The 16531-nt window shown below is 62.4% G+C and carries 13 protein-coding genes; 10 read left to right on the forward strand and 3 right to left on the reverse strand.

The window, feature by feature from the left end; all coding sequences use genetic code 11:
• Positions 1–67: 67 nt before the first annotated feature.
• Together LDZ21_RS11570 and ggt are read right to left on the reverse strand one after the other, a co-directional pair.
• Entirely contained in the window at positions 68–1402 is a 1335-nt protein-coding gene (locus LDZ21_RS11570; protein ID WP_244793451.1) for an MFS transporter, read from the reverse strand.
• Between the two features lie 128 nt (positions 1403–1530).
• Positions 1531–3168: a gamma-glutamyltransferase gene (gene ggt / locus LDZ21_RS11575; protein WP_244793452.1), complete on the reverse strand. Its 1638-nt coding sequence runs from the start codon at positions 3166–3168 to the stop codon at positions 1531–1533.
• Between the two features lie 434 nt (positions 3169–3602).
• Between ggt and LDZ21_RS11580 the strand changes: the two genes are divergently transcribed.
• Positions 3603–3800 (forward strand): hypothetical protein, encoded by a 198-nt coding sequence (locus LDZ21_RS11580; RefSeq protein WP_035961904.1) that lies wholly within the window; start codon positions 3603–3605, stop codon positions 3798–3800.
• A gap of 55 nt (positions 3801–3855) precedes the next feature.
• Here LDZ21_RS11580 and LDZ21_RS11585 read toward each other — a convergent pair whose 3' ends face one another.
• A complete protein-coding gene (locus tag LDZ21_RS11585) occupies positions 3856–4245 on the reverse strand; it encodes a hypothetical protein (RefSeq protein WP_244793453.1) in 390 nt (129 codons plus the stop codon).
• 228 nt (positions 4246–4473) lie between these two features.
• Here LDZ21_RS11585 and glpK point away from each other — a divergent pair, with 228 nt between their 5' ends.
• From glpK to glyQ, 9 genes are all read left to right on the forward strand, one after another.
• Positions 4474–5970: a glycerol kinase GlpK gene (gene glpK / locus LDZ21_RS11590; protein WP_244793454.1), complete on the forward strand. Its 1497-nt coding sequence runs from the start codon at positions 4474–4476 to the stop codon at positions 5968–5970.
• A 168-nt stretch (positions 5971–6138) separates the two neighbouring features.
• Positions 6139–7515, forward strand: a complete 1377-nt coding sequence (gene miaB, locus LDZ21_RS11595; RefSeq protein ID WP_244793455.1) for a tRNA (N6-isopentenyl adenosine(37)-C2)-methylthiotransferase MiaB — start codon at positions 6139–6141, stop codon at positions 7513–7515.
• Between the two features lie 33 nt (positions 7516–7548).
• The gene (locus LDZ21_RS11600) at positions 7549–8664 is read left to right on the forward strand and encodes a PhoH family protein (RefSeq protein WP_244793456.1); all 1116 of its coding nucleotides are present in this window, start codon (positions 7549–7551) and stop codon (positions 8662–8664) included.
• Positions 8661–9125 (forward strand): rRNA maturation RNase YbeY, encoded by a 465-nt coding sequence (gene ybeY / locus LDZ21_RS11605; RefSeq protein ID WP_244793457.1) that lies wholly within the window; start codon positions 8661–8663, stop codon positions 9123–9125. Before LDZ21_RS11600 ends, ybeY begins: the two co-directional genes overlap by 4 nt.
• Before the next feature lie 29 nt (positions 9126–9154).
• Entirely contained in the window at positions 9155–9850 is a 696-nt protein-coding gene (locus tag LDZ21_RS11610) for a gamma-glutamylcyclotransferase (protein WP_244793458.1), read from the forward strand.
• A 179-nt stretch (positions 9851–10029) separates the two neighbouring features.
• Complete coding sequence (locus LDZ21_RS11615; protein WP_035961487.1) at positions 10030–10932, forward strand: CorC family transporter; 903 nt, start codon at positions 10030–10032, stop codon at positions 10930–10932.
• A gap of 77 nt (positions 10933–11009) precedes the next feature.
• Positions 11010–12674: an apolipoprotein N-acyltransferase gene (lnt, locus tag LDZ21_RS11620; protein ID WP_244793459.1), complete on the forward strand. Its 1665-nt coding sequence runs from the start codon at positions 11010–11012 to the stop codon at positions 12672–12674.
• 1122 nt (positions 12675–13796) lie between these two features.
• The gene (locus LDZ21_RS11625) at positions 13797–15092 is read left to right on the forward strand and encodes a tetratricopeptide repeat-containing glycosyltransferase family protein (protein ID WP_244793460.1); all 1296 of its coding nucleotides are present in this window, start codon (positions 13797–13799) and stop codon (positions 15090–15092) included.
• 410 nt (positions 15093–15502) lie between these two features.
• Entirely contained in the window at positions 15503–16522 is a 1020-nt protein-coding gene (glyQ, locus tag LDZ21_RS11630) for a glycine--tRNA ligase subunit alpha (protein WP_244793461.1), read from the forward strand.
• The last annotated feature ends 9 nt before the right edge of the window (positions 16523–16531 follow it).

Here is a 16531-nt window from a genome sequence, read left to right on the forward strand (position 1 = left end):
TGTCGCGCAAAATAAAAGGCGGCCGGGGCCGCCTTGTGTCGCTGAACATCATTGCCGATGAAGAACGTCAGGCGGCCCGCCTCGCGCCGCCGCGCATACGCCACGCCACAATCGCGAGCGATACCCCGGACAGCGCCGCCGCCAGAAGCACATAATAGCTCGGCGCGAGTTTGTCGCCGGTCACGTGGATGAAGCCTTCGACGATGGTCGGCGCGAAGCCTCCGAACAGCGTCACGCCGAGCGCATAGCCGATCGACAACCCCGTGGAGCGCACGCGCGTCGGGAAGATTTCGGACATCAGCGCGGGCATCGGTCCGGAATAAGCCGCTTTCAGGATGCCCGCCGCCGCCTGCAGCACGACGAGCGACATCACGGTCGGCGACGCCTGAAGCCACGCGAACATCGGATAGATGGCGAGCCCCATCACGATCGACGTGCCGAGCATGATGCGAATGCGCCCGATCCTGTCGGACAGCGCGCCCATGAGCGGCGAGAAGATGAACTGCAGCGTGCCGTTCAGCACGACGACCGCAAACGACGCCGTCGCGGGCAGATGCAGTTGCTTGACTGCGTACATCGGCATGTAGAGCTGCAGCACATACACGCCGACGGTCGATTGCGCCACGATGCCGACGGCAAGCAGCAGATTGACCCATTGATTCGAGAACGAGACGCCCGGCGCCGCCGCGTTGTTCGCAGGACGCGTGGCGAGAAACTCAGGCGTTTCATCCAGATGCGAGCGGATGTAATACCCGACCGGCCCGATCAGCAGGCCGAACACGAACGGAATGCGCCAGCCCCAGCTCTCCAGTTGCGGCTGAGGCAGCCACGCCGTCAGGACAGAACCGAACGCCGCCGCCATGATCGCCGCGAGGCCCTGGCTTGCAAACTGCCAGCTCGCGTAATAGCCGCGCCGCGTCGCGCTGTGTTCGACCATGAACGCGGTGGCGCTGCCGAACTCCCCGCCGACCGCGAAGCCCTGAATGAGCCGCGCGAGCAGGATCAACAGCGGCGCGGCCAGGCCGATGTGCTGGTACGAAGGCATCACGGCCATCGTCAGCGTGCCAATCGTCATCATGAGGATGGCGAGCGTCAGCGCGGCCTTGCGGCCTTTTCGATCGCCATAGATGCCGAGGACAATCGCGCCGAGCGGACGCATGAGGAACGAGATCCCGAACGTGCCGATGGCGAGCATCGTCGAGAGCCACTCGTCGTGCGACGGAAAGAACGCCTTCGCGATGGTCGCGGCGAAGTATCCATAAACGAGGAAGTCGAACCATTCGAGCGCATTGCCGACCGACGACGAAAAGACGATGCGGCGGACCGTCGCCTTCGAAAGCGGCGTGCCGGCTTTCGGGGTCTTGTGTGCGAATTGATTCAGGGTGTCGCCGGGCTGCTTCATATCGTGTCTCGGTCGCGTTTGCGTCAGGCAAGGGCGTGCGCCGCCGTTCGCCTGCATCGAAGCGGGCGAAGGCGAACGGTTTTCAAATTGAATGCGAGCCGCCTGTCGACGCGGCTCGCGAAGCGCGTCTAGAAGCCGGCGGCGAGTCCGTCGCGCCGGCTGTCGCTCGCGGCGACGTAACCGCGCTCGGGATCGTTACGATCCAGTTTCCAGATGTACTGGCCCGAGCCGAAGTCCATATACGGGTCGTCGACGGACTTGATCGTGTGCCCGAGGCCTTCAAGCGCGCGCGCCGTCTCGAGATCGAGCGTGGCCTCGATGTCGATGGTGAAGTCGCGGTTCACCTTCCAGCGCGGCGCGTCGCACGCCGCCTGCGGCTGCTGGCCGTAGTCCATCATGCGGACGATGGACTGCAGATGCCCTTGCGGCTGCATGTCGCCGCCCATCACGCCGAAGCTCATGACGGCGTCCCGGCGGCCTTCGACTTCCTGGGTGACGAAGGCTGGGATGATGGTGTGGAACGGACGCTTGCCGCCTTCCACGACGTTGGCCGACTTCGGGTCCATCGAGAAACCGCAGCCGCGGTTCTGCAACGAGATGCCGGTATCCGGCACGACTACGCCCGAGCCAAAGCCCATGTAATTCGACTGGATGAAGCTCACCATCATGCCGCGCTCGTCCGCCACCGACATGTAGATGGTGCCGCCCGCCTTGGGCATGCCGAAGTCGAACTGCGTCGCTTTTGCCGGGTCGATCAGCTTCGCGCGCTCGGCGAGATAGGCGTCGTCGAGCATCTGCTCCGGCGTCACGTCCATTGAACGCGGATCGGCGACATAGCGGTACACGTCTGCAAACGCGAGCTTCATCGCCTCGATCTGCAGATGCTGCGATTCGATGCGGTCGACGGTCAGCGCGCTGACATCGAACTTGTCGAGAATGCCGAGGGCGATCAGTGCGGCAATGCCCTGTCCGTTCGGCGGAATCTCGTGCACGGTGTAGCCGCGATAATCCTTGCTGATCGGCTCGACCCAGTCCGCGCGATAGTTGCGCAAGTCGTCCAGCGTCATGGCCGCGCCGCCCTCGCGTGCAAACGCTGCAATGCGCTCGGCGATCTCGCCTTCGTAGAAGGCGCGCGGTCCGTGTTCGGCCAGCGCGCGCAGCGTCTTCGCGTGGCCCGGCATACGCACGAGTTCGCTGACTTCGGGCGCGCGTCCGTGCGGCATGAAAACGTCCGCGAAGCCGGGGAAATCCTTCAGTTCCGGCACCGCCGCCGCCCACTTGTAGGCGACGATGCTCGCCACCGCATGACCGCGCTCCGCGATCTCGATGGCCGGTTCCATCAAATCGGCGAACGGAAGCGATCCAAACTTGGCGTGCAACGCTTCCCACCCCGCGATGACGCCCGGCACCGTCACGGTGTCCCAGCCGCGCTTGGGCTGGCGAGCGAAGCCGTTTTCCTCGCCGTACTTGCGACGGAAGTAATCGACGTTCCACGCCGCCGGCGACACACCCGATGCGTTCAACCCCTGCAGCTTGGCGCCGTCCCAGACGAGCGCGAAGGCATCGCCGCCCAGCCCACACGACACCGGCTCCACGACGGTAATGGCCGCCGCTGCCGCGATGGCCGCATCAACGGCATTTCCGCCTTTCCACAACATGCGCAGACCGGCTTGCGCGGCAAGCGGATGCGACGTCGACACGATATTGCGGGCGAACACCGGCAGGCGCGGCGTGGGATAGGGGTTTTGCCAGTTGAAGCGAGTCATGAATGAAGTCCGAATTACCAGCAGTCTCGCCGGGGATGAAGCCGACGAAAGCATGCAATTAGTTGATCACGCAAGAGAAGCATATTGCATTGCCCGCTTAACTTAAAACAAATTCATTTATTGTATAAATTAATGAGAGAGTGGCATGAATCCGTTCTGTCGTGCCTTTGTGTGCGCTGCGGCATAAAGCTAAAGTCGATTCTTCAAGTCGCCGTGCGCGCCGAACCGCTCGCGCACGCATCAAATGTCAAAGCCAAAATTTTCGTCGGTACGTTTGGCACTCCTCAGACGCTTGCCTACAATCCCAATTCCCGGCACCCGCAGCAATTGCACAGCGAGTCCGCCCGGCAAGTGCAGTTTCCCGTACCACGATTCAAGCAAAAGATCCGGCCTTCAGGCCGGTGGCCAAGCTGTCGGTCGTCATGGAGAACACGATGCTGAGTCCGCACGAATTTGCCACGCTGCTATTGGTTCAGGAAGCGCCTAATCAGGTCGATATGGAACGCGAAGAACTGGACGCACTGCTCGAACGCCAGCTCGTCCAATTGGAACACCTTGCGTCCGGCCGACAACAATGGCGCCTCACCGCAACCGGCGATTCAACCATCAAGGCATTCAAGCGGTTCTCGTAGCACTCGTAGTCATGCTTCGGACGCGGCTCGTGCGCCGCGTCCTGCTCCTAACGCCCTAGCCCGCCCGCAACGTCGGATCCACCGCCGCGCGCCAACTTAGCGCCCGCGCACGCTCGCCCAGAATGAACGTCGCCCACGCGCTCTGCGCTTCCGGCCCCGGACTGGCGACATACGCGCGATGCCGCTCCGCGATGCCCGTCTGAAAAGCACAGAACTGTTCTTTCGATAAGCCGCCCCGCCGCTGGGCGACGTAAGCGTCGTAGAAAGCCGAATAAACGGACTGAGCGTCGGCGCCGTAATCCGTCGGCGCCGCTTCACAAAGCCCCTGCAACGCGTCGAACGACGGAGCGCGCGACGAGCCTTCGAGACTCGGGGTCGATACGCATCCGGCCAGCCCCAACGCGCCGAATAAGGCCAGTGCGCCGTACACCACCCGCTTTCGCATTCCATTCACTCCTGGCTTCGATTCGAGCGCCCAGTATCGAACGATCTTTCCGTTCCTGCCACTGGCCGGATGGCATAGGCAAATTCACGTGCCCAGGCGGCACCGTCGATTTGGCCTATGCCATTCGGCCAGGTTGTCCGCGCCCCGCGTGTCCGATAGATTGCGCATGCGGGCTTCGCACGGCCAATGCAGACGGCTGGCATCCGCTCAACCTCGGAGATGATGACCATGCAGGATCAAATCGTCCTCGCGCTCGATCAGGGTACGACGAGTTCGCGCGCCATGCTGTTCGACAGAAACGGCAACATCGTGTCCATCGCGCAAAAGGAATTCCAGCAGATCTATCCGCAGCCGGGCTGGGTCGAGCACGATCCGCAGGAAATCTGGTCGACGCAGGCGGGCGTCGCGGCGGAAGCGGTCACGCGGGCGGGGCTGAACGCGTCGTCGATTGCGGCGGTGGGCATCACGAACCAGCGCGAAACGACCATCGTGTGGGACCGTGAAACCGGCAGGCCGGTCTATAACGCGATCGTCTGGCAGGACCGGCGCACGGCGGGCATGTGCGACGAACTGAAGGCGCGCGGACTCGAACCCATGGTGCGCGCGAAAACCGGCTTGCCGATCGACGCGTACTTCTCGGCGACCAAGATCCGCTGGATTCTGGACAACGTCGAAGGCGCACGCGACAAGGCGAAGCAGGGGCGGCTCGCGTTCGGCACGGTCGATAGCTGGCTCGTGTGGAACTTCACGCGGCGCGGCATGCATATCACCGACATCACCAACGCATCGCGCACGATGCTCTTCGATATCCACGCGAGACGCTGGGACGACGACTTGCTCGATGCGTTCGACGTTCCGCGCAGCATGTTGCCGGAAGTGCGGGCGTCGTCGGAGGTCTACGGCACGACGCATGGCAGCGTGCTCGCCGCCGAAGTGCCGATTGCATCCATCGCCGGAGACCAGCACGCGGCGCTGTTCGGGCAGATGTGCACCGAAAGCGGCATGGTGAAGAACACCTACGGCACGGGCTGTTTCCTTGTCATGAACACGGGCGAGAAGCCGATAGAGTCGCGCAACAATCTCGCCACGACGATCGCGTGGCAGATCGGCGATCGCGTCGATTACGCGCTCGAAGGCAGCATTTTCATTGCTGGCGCGGTCGTGCAATGGCTGCGCGACGGGCTCGGACTCATCCGCCATGCGAGCGAAGTCGAAACGCTCGCGCGCAGCGTGCCGCATTGCGACGGCGTCTATCTCGTGCCCGCGTTCGCCGGTCTCGGCGCGCCGCACTGGAATGCGCGGGCACGGGGGACGCTGTTCGGCGTCACGCGCGGCACGACGTCGGGCCATATCGCGCGGGCGGCGCTCGAGTCGATCGCCTACCAATCGCTCGACGTGCTTCGGGCCATGGAAGCGGATTCCGGCATGCCGGTCGCCCAGTTGCGCGTCGATGGAGGCGCCTGCGCCAACGACCTGCTGATGCAGTTCCAGGCCGACGTGCTGGGCGTCGACGTCGTGCGTCCGCGCGTCGCCGAGACGACGGCGCTCGGTGCGGCCTATCTCGCGGGCCTGGCGGTCGGGTACTGGAAGGATGTCGGCGAGCTAAAGGCGCAGTGGCAACTGGACAGGCGCTTCTCGCCGTCGATGCCCGCCCCGGACGTCGATGCGTCTCTCGCGGGCTGGCGGCGTGCGGTGAACGCAGCAAAAGCATGGGCGGACGCATGACCGCGCCTGCTCGCCGGCCGTCCGCGGCCAATGCCCTCATTGCCCAGCAGGGCTATAATATCGGGCTAAATTACAAGCAAAAGCGGTGCAGTTTCGGCGAAAACCCGCACATCCTCTTCAATTCTTTTATTACGCCCCCAGGTTAACCACTGCGACCGGCGACCATTCATGACCAAGAAAGTTTATGTAAAGACCTTCGGCTGCCAGATGAACGAGTACGACTCCGACAAAATGGTCGACGTACTCGGCGCGGCGGAAGGACTCGTCAAGACCGACACCCCCGAAGACGCTGACGTCATCCTGTTCAATACGTGCTCCGTGCGCGAGAAGGCCCAGGAGAAGGTCTTCTCGGACCTCGGCCGCGTGCGCGAGTTGAAGGAAGCGAACCCGAACCTGCTGATCGGCGTGGGCGGCTGCGTCGCGAGTCAGGAAGGCGCGTCGATCGTCTCGCGCGCGCCGTACGTGGATCTGGTGTTCGGCCCGCAAACGCTGCATCGCCTGCCGGACATGATCGACAAGCGCCGCGCCACCGGCCGGGCGCAAGTCGACATCTCGTTCCCGGAAATCGAAAAGTTCGACCATCTGCCGCCGGCGCGCGTCGACGGCCCGAGCGCGTTCGTGTCGATCATGGAAGGCTGCAGCAAGTACTGCAGCTATTGCGTCGTGCCGTACACGCGCGGCGAAGAAGTCTCGCGCCCGCTCGACGACGTGCTGACGGAAATCGCCGGCCTGGCCGACCAGGGCGTGCGGGAAGTGACGCTGCTCGGCCAGAACGTCAACGCTTACCGGGGCGCGCTGACCGCCGGATCGAACGAGATCGCGGACTTCGCGACGCTCATCGAGTATGTCGCGGACGTGCCGGGCATCGAGCGCATCCGTTACACGACGTCGCATCCGAAGGAATTCACGCAGCGCCTCATCGACACCTACGCAAAGGTTCCGAAGCTCGTCTCGCACCTGCACTTGCCGGTGCAGCACGGCTCCGACCGCATCCTGATGGCGATGAAGCGCGGCTACACCGTGCTCGAATACAAGTCGGTGATTCGCCGTCTGCGCGCCATCCGTCCGGATCTGTCGTTGTCGACCGATTTCATCGTCGGCTTCCCCGGCGAGACCGAGGACGACTTCGCGAAGATGATGGCGCTTGTCGACGAGATGAGCTACGACACCAGTTTCTCGTTCATCTACAGCCCGCGTCCAGGCACGCCGGCTGCGAACCTGCACGACGACACGCCTCGCGAAGTCAAGCTCAGGCGTTTGCAGCACTTGCAGGCAACGATCGAGGAAAACGTCGTGAGAATCAGCAATGCGATGGTCGGCTCGGTGCAGCGCATTCTCGTCGAAGGCCCGTCGCGCAAGGACCCGAACGAGCTTGCAGGCCGCACGGCGAACAATCGCGTCGTGAATTTCCCGGCGCCCGTCGCGTCGCATGCGCGCCTTATCGGCCAGATGATCGATGTCGAGATCAACCACGCCTATCCGCATTCGCTGCGCGGCGCGCTCGTTCTCGCACCGGAAGCGGCCGCGCCGGAGCTGGCCAATTAATCGAACGTGATCAGAAAGGACACCCACCTCGCCTTGAAGAACGCTCCTCAGCAGCATCTCGAGTTCACCGCTCCGCGCGACGACAACGCCCGGCTCGCCAACCTCTGCGGGCCGCTCGATGAAAATCTGCGGCAGATCGAGCAGGCGCTCGACGTGACGTTGTCGCGCCGTGGCCACAAGATTTCGATTCGTGGCCGTGGTGCAAAGGTCGCACTCGCCGCGCTCGAGAATTTCTACAACCGCGCACGCGACCCGATTTCCGTCGACGATATCCAGCTCGCGCTCGTCGAAGCCCGGCACGCGACGCGTCTGGCGAAGCAGGCTGAAGAGAACGGCGAGGACGACGCCCCGGCCGATCCGCGCTTTCGCGGCGATCCGGATCATCCGTTCGACGAGCCGAGCGCCACGATGGACCTCGACGCCGACGAAGATCACGGCCCGAAGCTCTACACGCGTCGCGCCGATCTGCGCGGCAGAACGCCGGCGCAACGCGACTATCTCCGTCAGATCATCGCGCATGACGTGACCTTCGGCATCGGTCCGGCGGGCACCGGCAAGACGTATCTGGCCGTGGCCTGCGCCGTCGATGCGCTCGAACGCGATCAGGTGAAGCGCATCGTGCTGACGCGCCCGGCCGTAGAAGCGGGCGAGCGGCTCGGCTTTCTGCCGGGCGATCTCGCGCAAAAGGTCGACCCCTACCTGCGTCCGCTTTATGACGCGCTCTACGATCTGCTCGGCTTCGACAAGACTGCGAAGATGTTCGAGCGTCAGATGATCGAGATCGCGCCGCTCGCGTACATGCGCGGCCGCACGCTGAACCACGCGTTCATCATTCTGGACGAGGCGCAGAACACCACGCCCGAGCAAATGAAGATGTTCCTCACGCGCATCGGCTTCGGCTCGAAGGCAGTCGTGACGGGCGACACCACGCAGGTCGACTTGCCGCGCGGGCACAAGAGCGGGCTGATCGAAGCGCAGCACGTGCTGGCGGAAGTGCGCGGCATCGCGATGACGCGTTTCTCGTCGGCGGACGTGGTGCGGCATCCGCTCGTGGCGCGCATCGTCGAGGCCTACGACGCGCAGTCGCAGAAAGACGCCGCCATCGCCGATGCGGCCCGCGCCGCGCAGCAGTCGCAGAAGCCGGAATGATGCCTCGCCTCACGCTGACCCTGCAGTTTCCTGCCGCGAAAACGTATCCGTCGCACAAGGCGATGCTGCCGCGCGCGACGGTCGCGCGCTGGATCAAGGCGTCGCTGTTCGCGGACGCCGAGTTGACCGTGCGTTTCGTCGACGAGGAAGAAGGCCGCATGCTGAATCGCACGTATCGTCAGAAGGATTACGCGACGAACGTGCTGACGTTTGCGTATGCCGAGTCGGAGGACGATCCCGTCGCGGGCGACCTGATTCTGTGCTGTCCGGTCGTCGAGCGTGAAGCCGCCGAACAGGGCAAGCCGCTCGCCGCGCATTACGCGCATCTGGTCGTCCACGGGACCTTGCACGCGCAAGGCTACGATCACGAGGTCGAAAGCGAGGCGCAGGAGATGGAATCCATCGAGACGGATATCATGCAGTCTCTGGGATTCTCCGATCCCTACGTCCCGCTCGCCTGAGCGTCAGCCAGCCCTTCGCCCGCCGCACCGTGAACGACAAAACGCCCGAGCCCACGCCCGATACCGACCTTGTCCCGCACGATCCGGCGCCTACCTGCCCGGACTATCCGCCCGCGCTCGAAGAGACGGCGCTCCTCACCGACGACGAACTCGCGGCTTCCCGCGAGGCCGCGCTCGCTCATTGGGACCGCCGGTCGGATTTATGGCTGTTCGGCTACGGGTCGCTGATCTGGAATCCCGGCTTGCCGACGCTCGAAGCCGTGCGCGGCAAGGTGCACGGCTATCATCGCGGGCTTTATTTGTGGTCGCGAGTGAATCGCGGAACGCCGGAGCAGCCGGGCCTCGTGCTCGCGCTCGATCGCGGCGGCTCCTGCACCGGCATGGCGTTCCGGCTTGCCGGCGCAGACGCGCCCGAGCATCTCGAAGCGCTCTGGCGACGCGAAATGTCCATGGCGTCCTACAGGCCCGCGTGGCTGCCCTGCACGCTGATCGACGGACGGCGCGTCGAGGCGCTCGCGTTCGTGATGCGCCGCGAGGCGGCGTCGTACACGGGCAAGCTCGGCGATCCGGTCATCCGCACGGTGTTCGGCTGCGCGAGCGGCCGCTATGGAACGACGCTCGATTACGTGAGCCGAACGGTCGAGGCGCTGCGCGAGAGCGGCATGCCGGACCGGGCGCTGGAGGCGTTGTTGCGGCGGTGTCATGCCGGGAAGGCCGGCAAGTAGCTGGGCAGACTCTTGTCCGTATGGCCAATGCGTTTCCGACCGACATCGGTTATGCACATTTTTCGGCTAGGATGCTCGAACCATGCGCTACGCGCGCCGCACCACCCAGGCCGCAATTTCCCTTGGTGTATGCTTAACTTTCCGTTAATTCGCGCCCGGGACGTCCCGGGCGCTCCGCTATGAACGAACCCTATCCCAGTCGACGACACTCCGACAAACCGCACGAAAAGCGCTCGCTGCTCGAACGCCTGACCGATTTCATCTCGCACGAGCCCGAGTCACGCGACGAGCTGCTCGAAGTGCTTCAAGACGCCCACGAGCGCAACCTGCTCGACGCCGATTCGCTCTCGATGATCGAAGGCGTCTTTCAGGTGTCCGATCTCTGCGCGCGCGACATCATGATTCCGCGCGCCCAGATGGACGCCATCAACATCGCGGAAACGCCCGCCGAATTCATTCCGTTCGTGCTGGAAAAAGCGCACTCGCGCTATCCGGTGTACGAGGGCAATCGCGACAACATCATCGGCGTGCTGCTCGCAAAAGACCTGCTGCGCTATTACGCCGAAGAAGAATTCGACGTGCGCGGCATGCTGCGCCCCGCCGTGTTCATTCCGGAGTCGAAGCGCCTGAACGTGCTGCTGCACGATTTCCGCGTGAACCGCAATCACATTGCCATCGTCGTCGACGAATACGGCGGCGTCGCGGGCCTCATCACCATCGAGGACGTGCTGGAGCAGATTGTCGGCGACATCGAGGACGAATACGACTTCGACGAGGAAGCCGGCAACATCATGCCGTCGCCGGACGGCAAGTTCCGGGTGCGCGCGCTGACGGGCATCGAGCAGTTCAACGAAGAGTTCGGCACCGATTTCTCCGACGAGGAAGTCGATACCATCGGCGGGCTCGTCACGCATCGTTTCGGGCGCGTGCCGCATCGCGGCGAAAAGGTGCGCATCGACGATTTCGTGTTCGAAATTCTGCGCGGCGACGCCCGGCAGATCCATGTGCTCCTGGTTCGGCGCGTGCCGAATCTCACGCAACAATCCCATTCCGGTGACGACGAGGGCGAGCTGCGCGACTGATCGCGCAGCATGACGCGTCCGCCGCCGCTCGTGGCCCGGACGCGACGCCCCGTCCGCCAAGCCTTTCCCCGCATTCAATGGCCGATTCATCGTTTCGCTTGTTCCCGTGGCGACGCAACGCAGAAGGCGCGTCGACCGCCTCCCGCGCGCTTCCCTTCTGGCATTACCTCGTCGCGGCCGTGCTTGGCGCGGCCAATACGCTTTCCTTCGCGCCGACGCCGCACGGAGGATGGATCGAGGTCGTCATCTTCGCGCTGTTCTTCGCGTGGCTTTCGCGCACGAGCAGTTGGAAGAGCGCGGCGCTGACCGGCTGGGCATTCGGCTTCGGCAACTTCGTGACCGGCGTCTGGTGGCTCTACGTCAGCATGCACATCTACGGCGGCATGGCCGCGCCGCTCGCGGCCGCCGCCGTCGCCCTCTTCTCGCTCTATCTGGCGATGTATCCGGCTGCATCGAGCCTGGTCTGGTCGCTCGTTGCAGGACGCGCCCGCTTCGGCGATGAAGACGCCCGCACCGCCCGCGATATCGACGCCGCCCCCCGCTACGCCCCGACGTGGCACGGCGCGTTCGCGTTCGCGAGCGCGTGGGCGCTCGGCGAATGGCTGCGCGGACTCGTCTTCACCGGCTTTCCGTGGCTCGCGAGCGGCTACGCGCAAGTGGACGGGCCGCTCGCCGGATATGGTCCGATTGCCGGCGTGTACGGTGTCGGCTGGGTGCTGGCGCTGGTCGCGGCGCTCATCGTGCAGGCGATTTTCCACGTGCGACGAACGGGTCGTGGCGCGCGCGCGTTGGTGCCCGCCGTCGTCGCGCTGGCGTTGATCGTCGCGGGCCTGCTGCTGTCGCTCGTCAGATGGACGACGCCCGCGAACGCGCCGCTCGACGTGCGCCTGTTGCAAGGCAACGTGAAGCAGGAGATGAAGTTCGAACAGGCGGGCGTCAACCAGTCGCTGGCGCTGTATCAGCGGCTCATCACCGAGAAGCCCGCCGACCTGATCGTGACGCCCGAAACCGCGCTGCCGGTGCTGGCCGTGCAAGTGCCGCAGGATTTCGCGACCGCGATTCGCAGCTTCGCCGACCGCACGAATTCGTCGATTCTCTTTGGCGCGATCGGCGTCACCGTGCTTCCCGACGGACGCGTGACCGATTTCACCAACAGCCTCTTCGGCATGACACCGGGCGTGAACGATGTTTATCGCTACGACAAGCATCACCTCGTGCCTTTCGGTGAATTTGTGCCGCTCGGCTTTCACTGGTTCGTGAACCTGATGGGCATTCCGCTCGGCGATCTTGCGCGCGGGCCTGTCGCGCAGAAGGCGTTCTTCGTGCACAACCAGCCGATCGCCGTGAACATCTGTTACGAGGACATTTTCGGCGAGGAAATCGCGCATACGATTCGCGAGCAGGAAGCGCCTGCGGGCGTGCTCGTCAATTCGACGAATCTCGCGTGGTTCGGCAATACCATCGCGCTTGATCAGCATCTGCAGATTGCTCGCATGCGGTCGATCGAAACCGGCCGGCCGATGCTGCGCGCGACCAATACCGGCATGACGGCGGTGATCGCGGCCAATGGCGAAGTCGTTTCCAAGCTGCCGACGTTCACAACCGGCGTGCTGGAAGCGCGCGTGCAAGGCACGTCGGGGCGCACGCCTTATGTGACGAGCGGGAATATGACGGTCATCGCGGTGTCGCTGTTGTTGCTGGCTTTGGGGTTCGCGTTTGCGCCGGGGAGAAGGCGAGCGTAATCACGTTCGGGATCAAGTCGTCGATTGCCCGGAATGAAAACGCGCGACTCCGCATTGGCAGAGTCGCGCGTAGTCGACACTGAAGCACGGTGGCACCGAAAATGCAACGCCAAAGCGTTCAGAGAACAGACCTGTGGCTTAGGCTCTGTTCATGTTATGAGCGCCCCGAGCGCTCGTTCAAGATAGAACCAAGGTGCATGAGCTGAAAGCGAGTTCGTCATATTGAGTTTTTGCAACACGACGATGATGCTTCATACGCTGAAGAACGCTGTTTACGGATTTCCGAGCTTAAACGGCTCTGATCCCGAGGAAGAAACAAGCGCTGTCGCGATAGCCTTACACCATTCGTTTCATGACCTTGACGCGGTAGTGATGTCTTCGAACTGGCCGATGTGCATGGCCAACGCATGCTCCCGAGAAAAGCGGTGCTAGTTGTGATGGTCTGATCGGTCGCGCCTTCAGTCACTTCCTTCGGCGACCGCTTCTTCCTTTTCAAACTCGCCTTGCCAAATTCTTTGCGGAAAGTCACGTCAAGGATCGCCTCTGCCCGCGATCGACAGCATCACCCTATGAACAGCTGATTTTCTTCACTCCATCCCGGCCAACGTCTCTAAGCTTGGCTTGAACAACCGGCTCCAGATATTTGCATATCCTTCCGGGTGGCAACATACGAGTCATCTCGATCGCCAATGCAAAAGATGGAATGTAGACACATTTCTTCCACTCCAAACAAACCCTTCGGTAAACTATTCACTAACATCAAGTCAGCGATTCAATGCAACTCCCAGGCAATATATGAGCGTTTTTGAACTGTTCAACGAGAATAGTCGTATTCACTACAGTCGATCTGTCGAGGCCTCCCAAAACGGGGCTTGGCTTTCTGCTATGACGCATGTGGATGCCTGCCTCTCGCAATGCATCGGACTCGAGGAACGCAGTCAAGCCTTGCTACTTAAAGGGAGCATCGCGCAGACGATCAATCGGCACCCGGAAGCAAAAGCGTGCTTCGAAGAAGTGGCGCAAGCCTTCCCGGGTCCCGGACCGTAGACGGCATTGTCTAGTGCGCTCATAGCTTGCGGTGAATTCCAGCGCGCCGCAGTGGTGGCACGTGCGGGACTCGCCTTGCTGCCCGAACAAGATTCGCCTTTTGAAGTAGGACTCACGAATATCCTTGGCGACGCTCTGCGGTTTGACCACAAGTATGAAGAAGCGGCAATTGCTTATCGGCACGTGATCAGCTTAATGCCGCAGCATGGCTCCGCGCATCACCACCTTGGATTTATTCTGCACTTTCAAGATCGGATTGACCGAGCGATCGAACACTACGAGCAAGCGATAAAATTTGATCCGGCGTTTCTCGGAAGCCGCTCGAACTTGGCTTATGCCTTATTGACAGCAGGCCAATTCAAGGAAGCTTGGCCCCATTTCGAGCATCGATGGGCAAGCATGGTGTCCCCGTCCGGGCAGCAAACGGCATTACAACCAGCGCTTCCCGTTCGACGTTGGGGCGGCTCGTTTTCGAAATGCCAGGATCAACATCTGCTCGTCTTCGCGGAGCAAGGATTTGGCGACACGATTCAGTTTTGTCGCTACCTTCCGATGGTTCTGGAACAATTCGCCGAAGTAGGCTTCGTATGTCCCAAACCATTGCAGCGACTGGTCGTTCACTCGTTGGGTACGCACTGGCCAAACTTGGTTTTGCTTGACGACGTGCCGAAGGACTTCTGGAATTGGGATCAATACATCCCTCTTATGTCGATGCCGATGGCGTTCGGGACCGATCTGAAAACCTTACCGGCCAAGACTCCCTACTTGTCGTCAGAACCACGCGCCGCGCAGAGCTTTGCATTCCGCCTGGAAAAGCTCGAACGCTCGACGTTGCCGCGGATAGGACTCGTATGGGCAGGCGGACACGCGGGGCTGGGCGTCGATCAGTGGAGAAGTATCCGCCCGGAACAACTAGCGCCGCTCATCGAATGGCCTCATGCGTGTTGGTTTAGCTTGCAACAACCGGAAAGCGAAGACAAGCGCCTGAGGCCTGACCAACGCGACAGTGTGATCGACTGGATGGACGAAATTAAGGACTTTGCCGACACGGCCGCGCTCATTGCATGTCTGGATCTCGTCATCTCTGTCGATACATCCGTTGCTCATCTGGCGGCCGCGATGGGCAAGCCGGTGTGGCTCCTGAATCGCTTTGGCGGATGCTGGCGCTGGCTGCGCAACCGCGACGACAGCCCGTGGTACCCGACTATGCGAATCTTCACCCAAAAGGAGCGCGGAAATTGGGACGAGGTCTTCGAGCGAGTTCTAGATAATTTGAAGTGCAGCGATTTTCGAAGAGACGCAAGCGTTCGGACAAGCGCAGCGCTTAGCAAGCGGACGTTTCTTCCTACGCCGCGTTTCCAGGTCAGTTGATCGCGAAGCGCAGCGAACGGCTCCTTAATAGATAACCGAAAGAATGCGCCTCGGCCGCACGCGGGGTGCGCCGCATGGACTCGGCGCCGGTCATGCGTGCCCGACACGCCTCGGCAGCCTCATGTGCTAACGACTGGCTTCAGTACTGAAGCGCAACCGCTGCGTACGATAGCGATGCGTCGGACCACCCGGCGATGTAAGGAAGCGCCACCAGCGCTGGCCCATATATTGATCCATACTACAAAACAGGCTACATCCCGATTTCCCGGACGTGATTTACGTTTGAACGCAGGGCACCACCTGAACAGGCCGTCAGCCTTGCCATAGGCTAGAATCGAGGGTTTCAGCACTTCGGCCGAGCCCTAGAGTCGCGTCGTCACGACGATGGCCGCGCCTGGTAAAAGGCAATCATGCTCACCTTTCAGCAAATCATCCTGACGCTGCAGTCCTACTGGAACGACAAGGGCTGCGCGCTGCTTCAGCCCATCGACATGGAAGTCGGGGCGGGCACCTCTCACGTTCACACGTTCCTGCGCGCGATCGGCCCGGAGCCGTGGCGAGCGGCGTATGTCCAGCCGTCGCGCCGCCCGAAGGACGGACGCTACGGCGAAAATCCGAACCGCCTCCAGCATTACTATCAGTATCAGGTCGTGCTGAAGCCTGCGCCGGAGAACATCCTCGATCTGTACCTCGGCTCGCTCGAAGCGCTCGGCTTCGACCTGAAGCAGAACGACGTGCGCTTCGTCGAAGACGACTGGGAGAACCCGACGCTCGGCGCGTGGGGCCTCGGCTGGGAAGTGTGGCTCAACGGCATGGAAGTGACGCAATTCACGTACTTCCAGCAAGTGGGCGGCATCGATTGCAAGCCGGTGCTCGGCGAGATCACGTACGGCCTCGAGCGCCTCGCGATGTATCTGCAAAAGGTCGAGAACGTCTACGACCTCGTCTGGACCGAGTGGGAAGAAGACGGCCCGAACGGGAAGGTGCTGCGTCAGCTCAGCTACGGCGACGTGTATCACCAGAACGAAGTCGAACAATCCACGTACAACTTCGAGCACGCGAACGTCGACTTGCTGTTCCATCTCTTCAAGAGCTACGAAGAAGAAGCGAAGAAGATGATCGACGCAAAGCTCGCGTTGCCCGCCTATGAACTCGTGTTGAAGGCCGGCCACACATTCAACCTGCTGGATGCGCGCGGCGCGATCTCGGTGACGGAGCGCGCGGCGTACATCGGCCGCATTCGTGCGCTGTCGCGTCTCGTCGCGCAGGCTTATTACGATTCGCGCGAAGCACTCGGCTTCCCGATGCTCGGCAATCCGGTCAAGCGCGACCCCGATCTCATCACCGACCAGGAAGAAGCGCAGCGGCCCGCATGGGCGCCGCCAATGAAGGTGGAAAGCTCGCCCACCGGCGCCAACGAACAGGCTTGACGAGGCAAG

The organism is Caballeronia grimmiae (genome assembly GCF_022879615.1).
In the GTDB taxonomy this organism is placed as follows: Bacteria; Pseudomonadota; Gammaproteobacteria; order Burkholderiales; family Burkholderiaceae; genus Caballeronia; species Caballeronia grimmiae.